Below are 18,097 nucleotides of genomic sequence, written 5' to 3'. Positions count from 1 at the left end.
TGTTCTTACTTCGTTACTTCTACCCACTTGCCCGGTACAAAGGCATGTATGCTGTTGTCATACATCGCTTCGGCCGCGGTGGCGGGGAGGTAGTATTTACCGGTGTATGCTGCGTTCAGCAACACCTGGTAAGTAACAGTTTTTGTTTCTTCAATATTGAAATAAGTATACACCCTGTCGTCGCGAATGTCCTGGTAAGTAAACGGCGATACACGTACCGCGCTGTCGTTACCCATCAGGCGGGTGTTAATAATTTCCCATCCAGATGGAAATACCTGTGTAAGTGCCATTTGCTCGTAGTAACCACGTTTACCAGGATTACGCATGGTTACGGTGGCTACGAAGTCGCTGCCCTGACGCAGTTGCGCCGGATCAATAGCCTGACCGTTGCGGTTTTTATATTGTACGTCCATCGTTAACACATCGGGATTATTGGATGCGTATGGATTTTCGCCAATCTCTGGCTGCCCTTCGAGGATGAGGCGCACAAACAACAGGCTCTGTCCCCTGTTAGTCACACCGGCGTTTCCTTCGGCTGTACCACGAATGGTGATAGGCACCTGTGCCAGGTAGGTGGCGCTGTTAAGGTTACCCGCCGTTCCGTTCAGGGTGTACGCTGCATTCATCTTTGTACCTGGCTTATTCGCGCCGCAGTATTTAGCGATCGCGATCAGTGAGTACGCAGTAGTTTGCGTGCTATACCAGGTGTCTTTCGAGAGATCAGCGGCTACCTGCCTTAACAGGTTGCCTGCCGATGCACGTTGCCCCATCAGCGTCAATGTTTCCAATATCATGGCGCGGTCGCGGAGGTCGGAACCGTACGTACCGCTCAACTGATTGTAAGGCTTAATTTCCGTGCCCAAACCTTTCAGCAAGGCAGCCGCAGTTTCCGGCTGACCCGCTAATTTATAAGCAGCAGCCAATCTCCATTTAGCGGTAACAGATAAATATTTGAATTCTTTCAACCTGTTCATCGCTCCCAGTTCCGGCGCTTTCGCCATGGCGAGCAGGTACAGGCGATAAGATTGATCAAGGTCTGCGCCGTAGAAGTTCGAAGAGTTCACCGTCCAGCTCACTGCTTTGTTCTTCTGGTATTTCTTCCACTGGTCCAGGAAGCCCGGAGGCAGGGTGTAACCTTTCTCCTGCGCTTCTAACATAAAATGACCAGCATAGTTGGTGCCCCATTCGTCGGAGCGGGAAGCACCAGGCCAGTAACCGAGTCCGCCATCAGACAATTGGAAACCACGCAGCCTGTTAATACCTGCTTTTACGTTTTTGTCCATCTCGGCCTGCTTGTTAGGCGACAGGTCGGTAATGCTACCCAGGAATAATTGCGGGAATACGGATGATGTAGTTTGCTCTACGCAACCGTGCGGATATTGTATCAGGTAGTTCAGTCGTTTACCAAGGTTTAACGGTGGTATGGACGATACTTCCAGTACACCGGTATTGCTGCCCGCCATGCCCACAGGTTTGTAAGCCGAATTCCAGTTAGTGCCCGGTTCTACGGTGGCTTCTATTACATTACTGATGACAGGGTTAGGATTACGAACGACCAGCTCTACGCTCTCTTCTGCTTTCTCTTTACCACTGGTAGCGGTTACGGTGATTTTACCCACGCCTGTTTGCGCCCTTACCTGTACATCGAAGTATACCATCTGCTCGCCGGGCTGGCTAAATGTTACTGTTTTAGTACGCTCGCCCACCACATCGAATAATCCGTTGGGCGTGATGGTTACGTTAGCACTGCGCACGTGCGGCTCCAGGCCAAACACGGTTACAGGCAGTTGTACGGTTTCGGTAGGACCTAATACACGCGGCATAGAAGTAAGCAGCATCAGCGGCTTTTTAACGGCTACTGTTTTTTCTGCATTACCGTATGCACCTTCGTAACCAGCAACCACCATCGCTTTTACAGAACCAATGTAAGGCGGCAGCTGGAACTGGTGGGTTTGTTTTTCTCCTTTTTTAAGATAGAATGGACCCATGAATTTCACCACTGGTTTAAAGCGGTTCGCTTTCGCGCCACTGGCGTTTTTATTCAGCCCCTCGTCACCACCGATACTTAATATTCTTTCAAGATCGGTACCCCATGCACCAATTACATAATCGAACAGGTCCCAGGTTTTAACACCCAGTGCTTCGCGGGCGTAGAAGGAACTGTGCGGGTCAGGCGTTTTGAAACGCGTGAGGTCCAGCAGGCCTTCGTCTACGATAGCGATGGTGTACGTCATGGCTTTACCGCCTGCCTCTGCTACCGTAATACTTGCTTTATCTTCCGGACGCAGTTTATCGGGCATTGTAATGGTTGGTTTAAGGATCGTGTTAGGATCTTCTACCAGGATAGGCACGGTGCCGTACATGCGGATAGGGAGGTCGTTAACGGTTTGTGCATGTGGCTGCAGCAGGCTGATATTCACATACACGTTAGGTGCCATGGTGGCATCGGCCTTAAACTTATAAATGGTTTGTCCTTTTTCGGTATTCACCCAGTCGGTCTTTAATACCTTACTGCCCGATTCAATACTGATCAGGGCACGGCCACCTGTTCCGCTGGGGATGGTCAGTTTCACTTCTTCTCCAACCTTGTACTTCTCTTTATCCGCATTAAACACCAGCATGGCTGCCTCTCCAGGATTCTCTTTCGCCATACGGCCTGCCCAATCGGGCCAGTCGATATATACCGTCTGACCAGCGGCGTGACCACTTTCCTTATCTTTCACACGGATCAGGTAACGGCCCCAGTTGGGTTCATCTACACGCAGCAGGTATTTACCCTTGCCACCCGTTAATACCACATCTTCTTTTGTCAGGAACTGGTTATAGCTATCATTGAAGAAGTTGGAGTAATCGTTCTCATTCTCATCCCACCACCATCTCCATCTTACTTTATATACACTTACTTCTACGGTACGGGTGCCGCTCAGCAATCTTCCATTATCATCTACGTTTACAATGCTTACTTCATGATTCTTGCCCGTTACCAGCATACCCGTAAGCCTGTCGCCCTCAGGAGCGCTTACACCTACATAACTTTCGTAAACATGGTAAGGCATGGAGAAGTGGTCGATGCTGAAGTCGCCGCCCGGCTCAAATACCTTTACTTCGAAGTTGGCATTCAGTACACCAGGTGCCTGTTTCTCCACGTTTAGTGCGGTAGACAATGGCGCGCTGCCACTTTCGCCTAAACTACCTTCGAATATCGTTTTGTTCTCTACCTCAAACCGCGATGCAGGATCGTCGAAGTGATAGGATTCAAACTTAGGGAAGCTGGTATTTTTAGAGGTGAGCGATACATCTACTTTCGCCTTTAAGTTCTGCGCGGTAGCGCCAAACAACCACATCGCACTTAAAGTACCTGTGCTACCTTTGGACAATGATTCTTTTCCAAAGTCTACTTTTATCTTCAGTCGGTTAGGTTTTACCGTTTCTATGCGAACGTTTTTGCTGAAGGTGGCGCCACCTACTTTTACTTTAGCAGTGTAACTGCCCGTAATGGCTTCTGACTCCGTAAATGTCTGGAACTTATAAAAGCCGTTCAACGACTGGCTTTGCGTAATGCGGCGGTACAACTGTCCTTTCGGGTTATACAGTTCCATCGTCACCGGGTGGTTTTCAGGAAGTTTATTATCCTTGTCTTCCAGCACGAAGGTGAGGAACAGGGAGTCGCCGGGGCGCCATACACCACGCTCGCCGTAGAGGAAACCTTTAATACCGCTTTGTATTTCTTCTCCTTTTACATCGAAGCGGCTAAGGGGCAGGGAGTTGCCATCGTCCAGTTTCAGGTAACCTCTTTCGGTTTCCTTTTTGGCGATGAGCAGGTAAGGTTTACGTTTAAGCTGGATGTGCGCAATGCCATCTCCATCGCTCTTCACTTTTTCCAGTACCAGGCCCTGGTAATCGAGCAGTTCCAGTTCTACGCCACTTAAAGGTTTGGCGTCGCGGATGTCTGTTACGGCTACCACCATGCTGTTATCGTTACCACGTTTGGCGATGATGCCAATGTTGGAGGCGATAATGTTACGGCTGGCCCATTTTTCTTTATTGTAGTAGGAATTTGAACAGGGGCTGTTACGTTCGTCCCAGTTGTATCCATAAGGATAATAGCTGTCGTAACGGCTCCAGAAGTCGTCGTCCTCATCGATCTTATCTCCATAATAACGGCCGTCCTCTTCTTCACCATCACTATTTTCACCGGATGCCGTGCCTTCGCCGGCACAGCTACTCAGCGAATAATCTTTACGGAAACCGATGGTCACGCGATAGATAGCGCCCGGCTCTGTGCGCAGCAGTTGCTCCAGGTCGAGGTTAAAACGGTTGCTACGGTGCAGGTTCAGCGATTTATCCAGGTCCAGGCGAACTGTTTTTCTTACCACCGGCGTACCTACGCGGCGCAGTTCATCCTGCCCGTCGAGGTTGTTCCTTTGTAAATATTGAGGGATATTTCTTTCGTAGATCTTGATCACTGTTACATCTACCGCGTTCAGGTTTACGGCTTCGAACGGCAGCACCAGTTTACCGGACGAAGGCAGTATCACACCTTTACCGGGAATGCTTACCGAAGGCAGCCTGTTCTCGAAGGTTACAGCACTTGAAAAGCTATTATCGAGTTTTTTATCGTTCGCATTAATAACACCTTCGTTAACGGCAACGTTATAACTTCCCTGTAAACGCTCGGGAGCGTAAACTTTCACTTCACTTCCCTCTATGGTATAACGTAAATCGCTGATACCCGCAATACCCAGCAGGCCTTCCAGCGACTGGGTGGCATTAAGGGGATCGGAGAATTGTACCAGCAGGTATTGTTCAGGCTCGTATACCGGGCGAACGTCCAGCACTTTGAAGTCACCGATCGCCGGCACCTGCAGGTTACGCGCGCCATTTACATCGGCCGCAATCGTTTTTCCGTCCCAGGAAATATTGAGCTGTGTTGCTCCTTCTGCCCGGCGGATATTATCGATGGTAAATTTATATTCACGGTTAGTGGCGTTATGCGCCCAGGTAACGGGCAAACGTTTACCCTGGTGTTCGGCCGTAAATACTTTTTCAATCTGCTGCGGGTCTTCCACATCCGCCGTATAAATAACGCCTGTCAGCGTCATCCTGTCCATGGAGGTATTGCCAAAGGCTTTCAAACCATTGTCCTCTACAGAAAAGCTCGGCTTAATTACCTGGAAGTCGAAATTGAATTGCTTTAGTTCCGAGGGAATGTCCTTATATACTTTCGAGAGTTTAAACTCCGCCTTGTAATCCTTACCGGCCGTCATGTTCTCCGAAGGGCGGAATTCGATCGTACTCGCATCTACCCAATACGCCTTTCCTTTAATGGAGGGCGAAAAGCTGAATACGTCTTTATCCATTTCTTCGTTCTGCGCGTGCGGTTCGCTCACCGGCGTGGCTAGCTGAATACGGATGGCGCTTTGCTTGGATATAATGCCCGTAGTATAGGCATCTATATACTTCGCAAATTCGGGATTCATTACTTTTTTGGAACTGCGACAGGCGAAGAAAAACACGAGCGCAGTAAAAAGAAGCACGGCTGCAGGTAGTGCCGACCTAAGTTGTTTTGGGTACATGTACCAGGTTTTATAAGGACTAGAATAATTAAAGATAACTAATAAATGATTCCGTTAGAAAGAACGTTTATACCATCTTCCCTTTCTGCAGGCGGATAAACTTGTCTACACAGGCCGGGAGTTCTTCTTCGTAGTGCGTCACATAAATCATGGTCACAAAAAGGTGGCTGCAAAGTGTTTCGAGTATGTTCCTGAAATGCGCTTTCTGTTGTACGTCCAGTCCCTGGCAGGGTTCGTCGAGAATGAGCAGTGGCGGGTTCTTTACCAGGGCCCTGGCCAGCAGTGTTAATCGCTGTACACTTTCAGGAACGCCTTTAAAAGCGGTTTTCGTATAGCCGCCGATACCTAAGATCTCCATCCACGCCGCGGCGGTGGATAATTGTTCGGGCGTACAGCTGCGCATGTACCCCATTGTATCGTGAAACCCTGAACCGGCTACCTGTTCGCAGGAGGCGGCAGATGTAAAGTACTGGTGTAATTCGGGCGATACAAAACCTATCTGTTTCTTAATATCCCAGATGCTTTCTCCGGTACCGCGCTGGCGGTCGAACAGCACGATCTTATTAGCGTACCCCTGGGGATTATCGGCATTCACAAGACTGAGCAGGGTGGATTTACCGGCGCCATTGGGGCCGGATAACGCCCATTTATCACCAGGCCTCACCGCCCAGTTAATCCCGTCAAGAATTATGTTCTCTCCATATTGTACATGCACATTCTCCATGCGCACCATGTATTCGAAACCTGGATATTTGGGGGCATTGGCCACCAGGGCGGCAATACGTTCGCCATCCATGCTAAATTCTTCCTTATGCACTTCCGGTTTCGGCCGGGCCATAAACGCTGCGCGGGTAAACGATCCGACAATACGGCCTTCTTCCAGTTCCAGTACATGGGTAATGGAAGATGGTATTTCAGTATAGGAAGTTACCAGCAACACGGTGGTGCCCGAAGCCACCACCTCGTCCACAATTTCCTGGAAGTTCTTACGCGCCTGCACGTCCAACCCGGTAAAAGGATTATCGAGCATTAACAATACCGGCTTCTTCAGCAGCGCTTTGGCAATCATTACACGACGGGTTTCGCCGTTGGACAATTTAATCACTTCCTTATCCAGCAGGGGACGGATGTTAAGCGCTTCAAAGGCACGGTCTTCTACTTCGCCTTCTTCAAACAGATATTCCCGCACCTTTAAGGCATCGCCGGAATCGGAACTGTTGAATCGTTGCTGGTAGTAAAAGTCGCCCGCCAGGTTAGAGCGGTTGCGGAATTCGTGGTGATGCGATACCTGGGCGATGAGGTTGCGATAGGTAAAGTAAGGATCACTAATGGTATGCGTGGCAGCATACTCCTGGTAGAAATGGTGGCGGATAGCGCCGTTAATTACGTTAAACTTACCGGCAATTGCCTGCAGTAAGCTCGATTTACCAGCCCCACTGGGCCCTACAATCGCCCACTGTTCTCCTTTTTTCACTTCCCAGGTAAGACCTGTAAATAACGTTTTATCCAGGTACCTAACTGTTATATGCTCTAACGAAAGAAATTGCTGATCTGCCATAATCTCCATATCTATTGATCTCCAGGGCCTAAAATTGGGAAATTTAGCGGGATAACCGAAGCCCTTTCTCATAAATTTATCCTAAACTTGGGGCTGATTATATAGTGTTTGATTATGAAATGGATCCGGAAGTCCTTTACAGACCTTACCCCAAACGAGCTGTACGACATTCTTCACCTGCGTAGTGCGGTGTTTGTGGTAGAACAAAACTGTGTGTACCAGGATATGGATTATAATGACCAGCAGGCCCTGCACCTCATGGGTTTTGATGATACAGGCAAACTGGCAGCCTACACCAGGCTGTTTCCTGCGGGCGTTACTTTCGAAATGGCTTCTATCGGCAGGGTACTTACAGGCCCATCGGCCAGGGGAACTGGTGCGGGCAAAGAATTAATGCAGGTAAGCATCGACGCGGTGGAAGCCGTATGGGGCAAAGGGCCCATTAAGATCGGCGCACAGCAATACCTCAAAAAGTTTTATGAGTCGTTCGGGTTTGAGCAGGTAAGTGACATTTATCTCGAGGACGGTATCGAGCATATTAAAATGGTGAGAAAGTAAGAACGCTTACTTCTTCTTCGGCTTTATCTCCATTACATTCGTACGCACCTTATATAGCGGAATGAAGTACGATACGGTGTACTGTACATCAAAAGCATTTGACTTATTACCCTTACCGTAACCGGGGATGACCAGTGCCGGGAAGTCCTGTGTAGCTATCTTTCTATTAAGAAGAATACGGTCGCGCAGGCTCCAGCCCATATAGAAGTTCTTGAAAATCTCTGCCCTTATACCGATTAACAATTCTATCCAATGTGCGGTAGCGTTCGTCCGGGGATAGCTGGCTGTGTAATTGCCGAAGTACGGATCGTGTACGGTGTAACTGGGTATATCGTAGTTAAATACCGCCAGGCCATAACGGATGCCGGTATAAATGATGTTCTTTTCTCCCGGCTCTCTCTTCTTCAATAAGTTATAATCAATGCCCAGGGTAATGGAACCGCCATTGCCTTTATAGCTGTAATTGGTATCGGTGTGCGAGGTATTATTAAAACTTACTTCCGAGGCAAAGTACAGGTTACGCTTGAACTGCGCATCGGCGGTAATGGTAACATCGGTGCGGTACGGCTGAAAGTATTTGATGGCAAAACGGGTAAGGTCTACGCCCAAACGCAGCCCTGCCTGTATGTCTACAGGTTTATACACCGTATCCTTTTGTTCCTGGGCGGTGGCGCTAACGGCGGCAGCCAGGAGAAGGAAACTAAAAAAACAGCGTAAGCGTAGTTGCATTATCCGTATTTACTTGCTTTGAATTGATAACCACCGAATCGACTTCGTTGCGGGTCGTAAAGATAGTATCAATGTTAAAATAATTTACAAACCCACAACCGGCAGAAATAAAATGCGGTACACGTTTGTAAACGAAGGTTAGGGTATCGGCCCCGAAGGCGGCGCCGGGCTTCAGGTAAAAAGCACTGGTATCGCGGTTGCCGTTTAAAGGCAGGTTAATTACATAGTAATTGGCGGCCTGCGCATAAATACTGTCACGCTCCAGGGCGTAAACGGTGAGGCTCGGCAGCACGGTATCTCTTACCACATCGGTTTTACCGGCGGTATCCAGGTATTTGAAGCTCACACTGGCGTAAGTATCTGTTTTTGAATTACAGACCTTTGTTTCATCGTCGCAGGCGGCAAAACCGAGGGCCGCGAGCGCCAATACTACCAGCACCTTGTTAACCAATTTCTTCATGAGGGCAATATTAATAAAAAGCCGGCATTAACCCTTTAACTCCAGTTTAAGAAACTTAGCGGTATGACTTTCTTTGCACTTCAGCAGGTCTTCCGGCGTACCGGTGCAAAGTATCTTACCACCACCTTCGCCCCCTTCGGGACCAAGATCCACCAGGTAATCGGCGGTTTTAATCACATCCAGGTTATGCTCAATCACCAGCACGGTGTTACCGCGGTCTACCAGTTTATTCAGTACGCCCAGCAACAGCTGAATGTCCTGGAAGTGGAGGCCGGTGGTAGGCTCATCGAGGATATAAATGGTTTTACCGGTATCTTTTTTAGAAAGCTCGGTCGATAACTTTACACGTTGCGCTTCGCCCCCGCTGAGGGTTACGGCACTCTGGCCCAGGGTAATGTAACCCAGGCCTACATCCTGCAGGGTTTTAATTTTGCGGTAGATGTAGGGAACGGGCTGGAAAAACTCCACCGCCTCATCCACCGTCATATCCAGCATATCGGAAATAGATTTGCCTTTATAGCGGATCTCTAAAGTTTCGCGGTTATAGCGGCGGCCATTACATTTTTCGCAATGCACGAATACATCGGGCAGGAAGTTCATTTCAATGGTGCGCACACCTGCACCTTCACAAACGTCGCAACGCCCGCCTTTTACGTTAAAGGAGAAACGGCCTGCGTTGTATCCCCTGATCTTCGCCTCGGGCACAGCGGCCAGCAGCGTGCGGATGTCGGTAAAAAACCCGCAATAGGTAGCAGGGTTACTGCGTGGGGTACGGCCAATCGGCGACTGATCTATCTCTATCACCTTATCGATATGCTCCAGGCCCTTGATGCTTTTGTAAGGCATAGGCACCATCTTGGAATCATAACAATGTTTAGAAAGAATGGGATAGAGCGTTTCGTTGATGAGCGTAGATTTACCGCTTCCGGAAACGCCGGTCACACAAATAAATGATCCCAGCGGCAGACTGAGGTCTACGTTCTTCAGGTTATTACCATTAGCGCCTTTCAGCTCCAGCTTTTTGCCATTGCCTTTACGGCGCACCGGTGGTGTATCTACCTCGTGGATACCGTTCAGGTATCCTGCCGTGGCAGTTTTAAGTTTAAGGATGTCTTTAGGTGTGCCCTGGGCTACTATCTGGCCACCGTGTTTGCCGGCGCCCGGACCAATATCGATCAGGTAATCGGCGTGCAGCATAATGTCTTTATCATGCTCTACCACGATTACGGTATTGCCCATTTCCCGCAGGTTGCGTAATGCATCGATGAGGCGCATGTTATCGCGCTGATGCAAACCAATGCTCGGCTCATCCAGGATGTAGGTAATGCCCATCAACTGGGAACCTATCTGGGTGGCCAGGCGTATACGCTGCGATTCACCACCGCTCAGGGTGCGGGTGGCGCGGTTCAGGGAAAGATAATTTAAACCAACGTCCAGCAAAAAGCCGGTACGCTCGCGGATCTCTTTCAGAATGTCTTTGGCAATGGCGTTCTGCTTTTTGTCCAGGCGTTTCTCCAAATCCTTGAACCAGGCAGCCATATTGTCCAGGTTTTGATTACCTACTTCGGAGATGTTTTTACCATCTATTTTGAAGAACAGGCTCTCTTTTCTTAACCTGGCGCCGTTACAATCCGGGCAGGTACTCAACTGCATAAAACCTTCGGCCCAGCTACGCACATGTTCAGAAGATGTATCGTTGAAGTAACGTCTTACCATGTTTACCACCCCCTCGTATTCGGATGCTACCATGGCCGCGCTGTCGCCGTCATAATCCATTTCCATGTCCAGCTTGCCGTTTTCATCGCCAAACAATATCAGGTTCAGCGCAGTTGCGGGCAGGGAAGAAACGGCGGCGGTAAGGGAGAATTTATATTTACGGGCCAGTGTCTGTATCTGCTTAAACGAAAACGAATCGCGCGATTCGCCCAAGGGAACAATAGCACCATCGTTAATGGATTTAGAGCGATCGGGGATCACTTCTTCCATATTGATCTGGTAAATGGTACCCAGCCCTTTACACCTCGGACAGGCGCCATATGGCGAGTTGAAGGAGAAGGTATTGGGCGATGGCTCTTCGTACGACAGCCCTGTTTCTTCACACATCAGCTGGCGGCTGTACTGCATCAGTTTACCCGAATCGTGGTCCATTACGAACATCAGTCCCTTACCCATTTGTAAGGCCTTTTGCACGCTCTGGCTCATCCGCACGCGGGCATCATCCTGCACCTGTATACGGTCTATCACCAGTTCAATGTCGTGGATCTTGTAACGGTCGAGCTGCATACGCTCTTTCAGGTCCAGTATTTCCCCATCCACCCTTACTTTTAAATACCCCTGTTTACGCACCTGCTCGAACAGTTCGCGGTAATGACCTTTACGACCGCGGATAAGCGGGGCCAGTACAACGATCTTTTTCTTACTGGCAGTTTTAAACAGGTGGTCCATAATTTCCTCTTCGGAGAAGCGGGTCATGGCCTTTCCGGTATTATAGGAGTAAGCCGTGCCTACGCGGGCGTAAAGCAGGCGGAGAAAGTCGTATATCTCGGTGATGGTACCTACCGTTGAACGGGGGTTTTTATTGGTCGTTTTCTGCTCAATGGAAATAACCGGCGATAAACCAGTGATCTTGTCCACATCGGGACGTTCCATATCGCCTATAAACTGGCGTGCGTAGGCGGAGAAGCTCTCCATATAACGGCGCTGCCCTTCAGCATATATCGTATCAAACGCCAGCGATGATTTACCGCTACCGCTAATGCCGGTGATAACAACCAGTTTATTCTTGGGGATTTTTATATCCAGGTTCTTAAGATTATGCTCGCGGGCGCCATAAACTTCAATCTGTTCATCGCTTGTAATTACCGGAGCTATATCTGCTTTTTGACTGTTCTTTTGCTTTGCCATAACATTCCTCGAAACCAAAGTACTAAGTTACGGGAAAGCGGGGAGAATGCAATTTTTGTGGTAAAGGCAGAGGTCGTAATTGATAGTATTTTACCAAATTGCTCCGAGTATAGCTGAAGAGTACCTGAAGACTACCTGAAGTATAGGAGAAGAGTACCTGAGGACGGAGAATATACCATCACTATTAGCTAAAAAAACGCCCCACCGCCCTTAACAGGCAGTGAGGCGAAAAAACAGGCAAACAGGGTTTATTCAGATGTTTTCTGTTGATGTTCAATCACTTTCTTCCGGTAAGTTTCCTGCTGTTCAGCCGTCAGCTCTTCGGTGTAGGAAGGTGGCAGGTCCAATAGCTCTTTCATAGCCGGCGCTTTATCTACCAGCACATTCGCGCCCTTCTTCCTTTCCAGGTCAAAAGCATCGTACAATTCACCGGTGATGGTGAACGACTGGTAGCGGAGGGTATTCTCTCCGACGTTCACGATCTGGTAAAACTGGGTATTGGCACCTGCACGCTGCTGCCAGCCGTCGAGGGCAGGCACATATTGTTTGGGACCGCTCACCGAAGTAAGGTACACCGGACCTTTCAGTTTTATCTTTTTGCCACGGGCCGATTGCTCCCCAATTCCACGGCCATAGGTATGGTCGTGGCCTGTCAGTACCAGGTCAACTTTGTATTTTTCGAACATAGGCCTCAGTGCATCGCGGAGCGACTTGTTATCGCGGCCTTCTTTTGAAGAAAATACGGGGTGATGCATGGTGACTACCGTCCAGCGGTTCGGGTTGTTTTTCAGCAGGTCTTCCAGCCATGCCATCTGGCTTACGCTATCGGCCGGGTTGAGTAAAAAGGACTGGCTACAGATGGAGATGACACGCAACTGCTGGTAGTCTACGTAGTACGCTCTTTCTTCCAAACCGTGCGGACCGTTCTCCGGAAATGCGAACATCGGGCGCCAGTGTTTGGTGATGGTGAGCGTACGGTTTTCGTCGCGGTAATACTCGTGGTTACCGGGTGTGGCGATGGTCGGCATCATGCTGTAAATCCAGGAGCCGGCATAAAACCATTCGCCCCATTCATTATCTACATTTGTACGGTTAATCAAATCGCCTGCATGCAGCATAAAACGGGCTTGCGGATCTTTAGCGTAGGCAGCACGAATGGCGCGGCTCCAAAGACTTTTATGATCGTTTTGCGCATCACCCATATAAATGAAGGAGAAAGGTTTAAATCCTTTTTCGGCTGTCGTAAAATGAATCCATTCGCTCCAGTTCTGTGCGCCGTCGCCTACCCGGTACATATACTGGGTGGCGGGCTGCAGGTTAGTGAAGTTTACAGTATGATAACTCGCCGTGGCTCCTGCCAGTTGCAACGGCTGTGTTACCGCGTCAAACACCTGAGGTTTCACTTCACGGGCCGGGTGCGGCGACGCCAGCTTCAACTCTGCCACCCCTTTTACGGTTACCGAATCTGTTCGCCAGGTTACGGCCTGCGAAGTAGCAGGTTCGCCGGCAAAGGTGAGCATAATACGGTCGGGCACGGGCGATGCCGGGTACAACGTTTTATCCTGCGCTTTCAACATTGCAGGCAGCAGGAGGCCCATCAAAAATAACTTCTTCATCATCGTCATCATTTATCAACCTAAAAATTAAAACCGGAAACTTAAACCTACGCTACCCCACCAGCCATCGATATAAGTATTAAGCGGGTATTTTTCGCTGCCGAAATAATCGCTGCGTTTAGCGGTGGTTAAGTTGCTAAGATTAAGTGTTGCTTTAAAGTGTTTGCCTATTTGCTGCGATGCTGAGAAGTCCAGCTGCATACGGCCTTTTTCATGTGTATCGAAAGCTGCCACATCACCCACTTCTGCCAGGTAGCTGGCGAAGAAGTAAGAAGATACGCGGCCGGAGAAGCCATACTTCTCGTAAGTAAGCGATACGTTACCTACGTGCGGACGCATTTCGGGCATAGCTATTTTACGTTTAGTATCGGCAGTTGGCGTCGTTAACTCTGACTGAATGTAAGTATAGTTAGTATATATACCGAACCCGTTCAGGAACCCGGGCAGGAAGGTAAACTGCTGCTGCCAGGCCACTTCGAAACCATAGAGTTTACCACGGCCACCGTTCGTTTTAGTATTGATGCGGTAACCATCAAACTCACCACCGGCTTGTACATAAGAGTAATCGAACAATACTTTATCTACATCTTTAAAAAACACACCACCCGATAACAAACCAATAGAAGAGAAATAATGCTCGGCCAACAGATCGTAGTTAATCGCCGGTTCCTCTACCAGTTCCGGGTTACCCTGGTTAATACGTTTACGCCTTTTCTCAATCTCTTTCCAGGGCACCAGGTCGTAATAGTTAGGGCGCGAAAGTGAACGGGTAACCGCTGCGCGCAGGTTGGTGCGGTTCGACAGTTTATATTTAATGTTCAGGGATGGATAAAAACCGTAAAACGAATTTGCATGATCGATTTTAGTGGTAGAAATGTAAGTACCGTTTTCGTCGAGCAGTACTTCATTGCCTTTGTATTCGAAGGAAGTACGCTCAAAACGAACACCTGCCACTACATCCAGCTTATTCAGTTTTAAAGTACCCATAGCATAAGCAGCCATCAGATCTTCGTTACCGGAATAAGAATCCGGGTCGGTGTTCTGGCGGGTGTAAGTAGGATCATCCTCGAACTTCGCCAGGTTGTTCTGGAAGTATTGTTCCATCCGCTCTGTTTCGGGGAAGCCATTGAGGTCCATGAAGTCGTTCAGGAAGTTTTCCCTTTTATAGTCAGACAGGAAGTCGGTGAGTTTAAAATCTTCTTCACCGGCACGCAGTACGTGGTTATAGTAGTTACGGAAACGTTTGTTGGTTTTGTAACGATAACGGCCGCCAAACTTAATATCCAGCCTGTTTTCTTTACCCAGCGCAATTTCACGTATCGCGTTAAAAGACGCCTGTGCATCTTTATCATCCACCCGCTCGTGACGATTAATATAGTTACGGGTGGTATAACTTGACATATCGGTAGCAGCGGCATCGTCGTAAACCACCGCAGGCTGCGACGGGTTAGCCAGGTTGATGTTAGCTGCCTGATCGCCAAGATTGAATGACGCATTCCAATACTTTGGCTGATCGTACAAACCTTTGTTGAGGTTCACATCGTAATCCACCTTCAGTTTACCCAGCAGCGATTTACCTCCCAAGTTCAGGGTAAATATATCGCGGTGGTAATCGCGCCAGCGGCCATCGCGGTAAATAGTAATATCAGAAGCGTGTTGCTCGTTATCCCATTCGCCAATGCTATTGCCTACACTGCCTGAATACTGAAACTCGTAATATTTATTATAGATACCGCGCAGGTAAAGCTTCGTGTTTTTAGCCGCATCGTAGTTCAGGTCAATCGTCAGGCCCAGGTTCTTACGATCGATCTTAAACGCTTCGTAAGTGATGCTTTCCGGTTTACGCATTTCATTTTCACCAATTTCAAAATCGGCGTAGGAAATATCTATACGGTCCTGCCCGCGGGTACTCTGGAAGTAGCTACCGCTTAAGAGATAACCGAACCTATTTTTCTTGCGGCCATATGAAAGCGACAGGTCGTAATTCGCTTTTTCGGTAAGACCATTGTAACCCGCCAGTGCTTTGCCGGCCAGTACAGGCTTTTCTTCCTGTGCGCTTTTGGTAATAATATTGATAACGCCGCCTGTAGCATCCGCATCACGGTCGGGCGTAAGAGTTTTTACTATTTCGATAGATTCTACCGTGTTGGACAAAACGCCGTTAAGGTCCGTAGTGCGCGACTGGGTTTCAGTAGCCGGTACACGGTTGCCGTTCATCTGCACGGCGTTACGGGTAGGATCGAGGCCACGGATAATTACATCTCTCGCCACACCATAACTGTAACCCACCGCTACACCCGGTACACGTTGCAGCGATTCGGCCACTGTATTATCCGGGAACTTCTCAATCTGCTCAGACGACAATACATACTTGATGTTATCCGCATTCCTCATCGCCGTTAAAGCCTTCACCTCTCCGCGGCGAATGCCCGAAATGGTAACACCGCCCAGCGCTTTCGTCAGCGATTCAAGCAGAAAAGGCAGGTGCATCGTTTCGCCACTGTTAAGTACCACCTGTTTTTCCACCGTTACAAAACCGATATAACCGGTAACGATCGTGTAGTTACCCGGTTTGATGTTTGCGATCAGGTAATCTCCGTCTTTATCAGCCGTAGCACCCATTTCAGTGCCTTTTATACGCACAGTAGCGTAAGGCAGCACCTGGGTATTAGCAGCATCGCGTACAGAACCTTTCAGCACCGCGTAACGTACCGGTTCTGGCTTACGGGCAGTTATAAATACTTTATTACCCTGTAGCGAAGCAGCCAGGCTGCGGCTGGGCAACAGGCGTTCCAGCACCACGTCAAGCGGGGCGTTGTTTACATTTACGCTTACCGGGGCGGCGTGTTTAATGTCTTCTTCAAAGTAGGTAAAGGAAAGGCCAGTGCTTTGCTGCAGACTGCTGATCGCCTCTTTAAGCGGGCGGTTAGTAAGACTGAGCGACACTCTGTAATCGTTCATTTTTTGTTGTGCCTGTACGGCCAAACAAGCGAACAGTAAGGTAAATAAGAGCCCTGTACGCCATAAACAGGCGCAGGCATTCAGTTGCTTCATATAAGGTTGTTTAATGTTTCTTTTTCAGATAGATAGTGCTGTCGCGGATGATATAATCCACTTTATTAGCGGCCTTTACAGCCTGTAATATTTCGCGTAATGAAGGCTGCCCGAACATACTGGAGAACCTTAACTGCTTAAGTCCCGCATCTTCGAACACCACTTTTACATCATAGTACTTCTCCAGCAGCGAGGCTACCTCCAGTAAGGGCGTGGCGTTAAATACAATGCCTCCGTTCCTGATGATCGCCGCTTCCTGCTCACTTATCTTCTTCACTTCCCAGCTTTCGTCTTTAACATCGTAACGCAGGCTTTGATTCGGGGTAAGTACTGCCAGCGACAAGGTTGTATCGGCCGATTGTTTCTGTACCTGCACTTTACCTTCTACCAGGCTTATGCATACTTCTTTTTCACTGTTCGCATTTACTGAAAAAGCAGTGCCCAGCACGCGCGTGGTAATATTACCGGTGTGTACAAGGAAAGGCTTTTCACCTTTAGCGACGTTAAAAAATCCTTCACCGCTCAGGAACACTTCCCTGCGGCCGCCTGCGAACTGACTGGGAAAACGGATGCTACTAAGAGGTGCCAGGCGCACGGAAGAACCTTCGGGGAAGGTAACCGTGGTAAGCCTGCCCGCCACGGCCTTTATCTGTTGCCAGGCCACCGTTTGAGCTGCTGACTGACGTTTTAGTCCAACCAGGTAAGAAGTAACACCGGCCACCGAACAACAGATCACGAAAGCGGCAGCCGCTTTCCAGTGACGCAGGTATTTTATACCGGCCGGTTGCTTTACCGGCGGCGCGTAACTACCGTGCAGTTGCGATACAAACTGCAGGCGTGTAAATGTATTACTGCGTTCGGCCTCCAGGAACGATGGTTTCAACTGCTCGTAAATAGTACGGTACTGCTCCTGCGACAAAAACAGTTCGCGCCACTGCGCTTCCTGCTGCTCATCGGCTTCTCCCGCCAGTATGGCGTATACCAGCTCCCAGTTTATATGGTCCTGTTCCTGTTTCAATCTGTTGATAGTTGGCCTGTCTTTTTGGATAATACCCTGAAGTACTCTTTTAATCTTTTATTCGCCTTATGCAACTGGTAGTTTACGGTGCCTTCCGAAAGGTTGAGCAGTTGCGCTATTTCTGCGGCATCGTAGTCCTGGAAACGATACATGCGGAAAATTTCCCGCTGCCTGGCAGTAAGTTGGGCCAGGGCTTTGGTTATATCATCTTCTATATCTTTTACCGCCAGCCGGTCGTCGGCCGCGGTGCTGTAATCGTTGGCCACATTGTCGGTGAGTTCCTCCATTACAAGCATCTTCTTACGCAACATATTAAAGGTGGCGTTGCGGGTGGCTACTTTCAGGTAGGCTTTTAAACTGCTTCCTATCTCCAGCGCGTCCCTGCGCTGCCACAAACGATGTAACACATCGGCCGCTACTTCTTCTGCCTCTTCACTATTGCTGCTGTAATAGAATGCGGTATTCGTGAGCTCCCTGTAATATCTTACAAAAAGCACCTCGAAGGCTTTGTGATCATCCTGCCTTATATACTCCCATAAAAGTTCGTCCACGTGCTGACTCATACCCGTAAAGCGGCTGGTTTGATTTCTCTGTTCACATAAAAAGACACATTTACGGGCGATT

General features: G+C 48.9%; 10 protein-coding genes. 1 reads left to right on the top strand and 9 read right to left on the bottom strand.

What is annotated here, in order from left to right:
- Positions 1-5: 5 nt before the first annotated feature.
- Entirely contained in the window at positions 6-5,576 is a 5,571-nt protein-coding gene (locus QZT80_RS23265) for an MG2 domain-containing protein (protein WP_295128020.1), read from the bottom strand.
- A gap of 67 nt (positions 5,577-5,643) precedes the next feature.
- Positions 5,644-7,206 carry an ATP-binding cassette domain-containing protein gene (locus QZT80_RS23260; protein ID WP_295128017.1) on the bottom strand — a complete coding sequence of 521 codons (1,563 nt, stop codon included), beginning with the start codon at positions 7,204-7,206 and terminating at the stop codon, positions 5,644-5,646.
- Positions 7,207-7,248: 42 nt separating this feature from the next.
- Here QZT80_RS23260 and QZT80_RS23255 point away from each other — a divergent pair, with 42 nt between their 5' ends.
- Positions 7,249-7,692, top strand: a complete 444-nt coding sequence (locus QZT80_RS23255; protein WP_295128014.1) for a GNAT family N-acetyltransferase — start codon at positions 7,249-7,251, stop codon at positions 7,690-7,692.
- Positions 7,693-7,698: 6 nt separating this feature from the next.
- Here QZT80_RS23255 and QZT80_RS23250 read toward each other — a convergent pair whose 3' ends face one another.
- The 7 genes from QZT80_RS23250 to QZT80_RS23220 form a co-directional block, all read right to left on the bottom strand.
- A complete protein-coding gene (locus QZT80_RS23250; RefSeq protein WP_295128011.1) occupies positions 7,699-8,421 on the bottom strand; it encodes a DUF6048 family protein in 723 nt (240 codons plus the stop codon).
- Positions 8,393-8,881: a DUF6452 family protein gene (locus QZT80_RS23245; protein WP_295128008.1), complete on the bottom strand. Its 489-nt coding sequence runs from the start codon at positions 8,879-8,881 to the stop codon at positions 8,393-8,395. Before QZT80_RS23245 ends, QZT80_RS23250 begins: the two co-directional genes overlap by 29 nt.
- A 27-nt stretch (positions 8,882-8,908) precedes the next feature.
- A complete protein-coding gene (uvrA, locus tag QZT80_RS23240; protein WP_295128006.1) occupies positions 8,909-11,785 on the bottom strand; it encodes an excinuclease ABC subunit UvrA in 2,877 nt (958 codons plus the stop codon).
- A gap of 248 nt (positions 11,786-12,033) precedes the next feature.
- Positions 12,034-13,404: a metallophosphoesterase family protein gene (locus QZT80_RS23235; protein ID WP_295128003.1), complete on the bottom strand. Its 1,371-nt coding sequence runs from the start codon at positions 13,402-13,404 to the stop codon at positions 12,034-12,036.
- A 24-nt stretch (positions 13,405-13,428) separates the two neighbouring features.
- The gene (locus QZT80_RS23230) at positions 13,429-16,455 is read right to left on the bottom strand and encodes a TonB-dependent receptor (RefSeq protein WP_295128000.1); all 3,027 of its coding nucleotides are present in this window, start codon (positions 16,453-16,455) and stop codon (positions 13,429-13,431) included.
- A 10-nt stretch (positions 16,456-16,465) separates the two neighbouring features.
- A complete protein-coding gene (locus QZT80_RS23225) occupies positions 16,466-17,473 on the bottom strand; it encodes a FecR family protein (protein WP_295127997.1) in 1,008 nt (335 codons plus the stop codon).
- Positions 17,470-18,036, bottom strand: coding sequence for a sigma-70 family RNA polymerase sigma factor (locus tag QZT80_RS23220; RefSeq protein WP_295127994.1), 567 nt, complete (start codon positions 18,034-18,036; stop codon positions 17,470-17,472). Before QZT80_RS23220 ends, QZT80_RS23225 begins: the two co-directional genes overlap by 4 nt.
- Between the last annotated feature and the right edge of the window lie 61 nt (positions 18,037-18,097).

Source organism: uncultured Chitinophaga sp. (assembly GCF_902168175.1).
Lineage (GTDB): Bacteria > Bacteroidota > Bacteroidia > Chitinophagales > Chitinophagaceae > Chitinophaga.
The sequence above is the reverse complement of the archived record's forward strand: the minus strand, read 5'-3'. Positions and strand labels throughout refer to the sequence as shown.

Coding starts and splice junctions, on each gene's coding strand:
- QZT80_RS23265 (WP_295128020.1), bottom strand. CDS start 5,576: ATGTACCCAAAACAACTTAGGTCGGCACTACCTGCAGCCGTGCTTCTT.
- QZT80_RS23260 (WP_295128017.1), bottom strand. CDS start 7,206: ATGAGAAAGGGCTTCGGTTATCCCGCTAAATTTCCCAATTTTAGGCCC.
- QZT80_RS23255 (WP_295128014.1), top strand. CDS start 7,249: ATGAAATGGATCCGGAAGTCCTTTACAGACCTTACCCCAAACGAGCTG.
- QZT80_RS23250 (WP_295128011.1), bottom strand. CDS start 8,421: ATGCAACTACGCTTACGCTGTTTTTTTAGTTTCCTTCTCCTGGCTGCC.
- QZT80_RS23245 (WP_295128008.1), bottom strand. CDS start 8,881: ATGAAGAAATTGGTTAACAAGGTGCTGGTAGTATTGGCGCTCGCGGCC.
- uvrA (WP_295128006.1), bottom strand. CDS start 11,785: ATGGCAAAGCAAAAGAACAGTCAAAAAGCAGATATAGCTCCGGTAATT.
- QZT80_RS23235 (WP_295128003.1), bottom strand. CDS start 13,404: ATGATGAAGAAGTTATTTTTGATGGGCCTCCTGCTGCCTGCAATGTTG.
- QZT80_RS23230 (WP_295128000.1), bottom strand. CDS start 16,455: ATGAAGCAACTGAATGCCTGCGCCTGTTTATGGCGTACAGGGCTCTTA.
- QZT80_RS23220 (WP_295127994.1), bottom strand. CDS start 18,036: ATGAGTCAGCACGTGGACGAACTTTTATGGGAGTATATAAGGCAGGAT.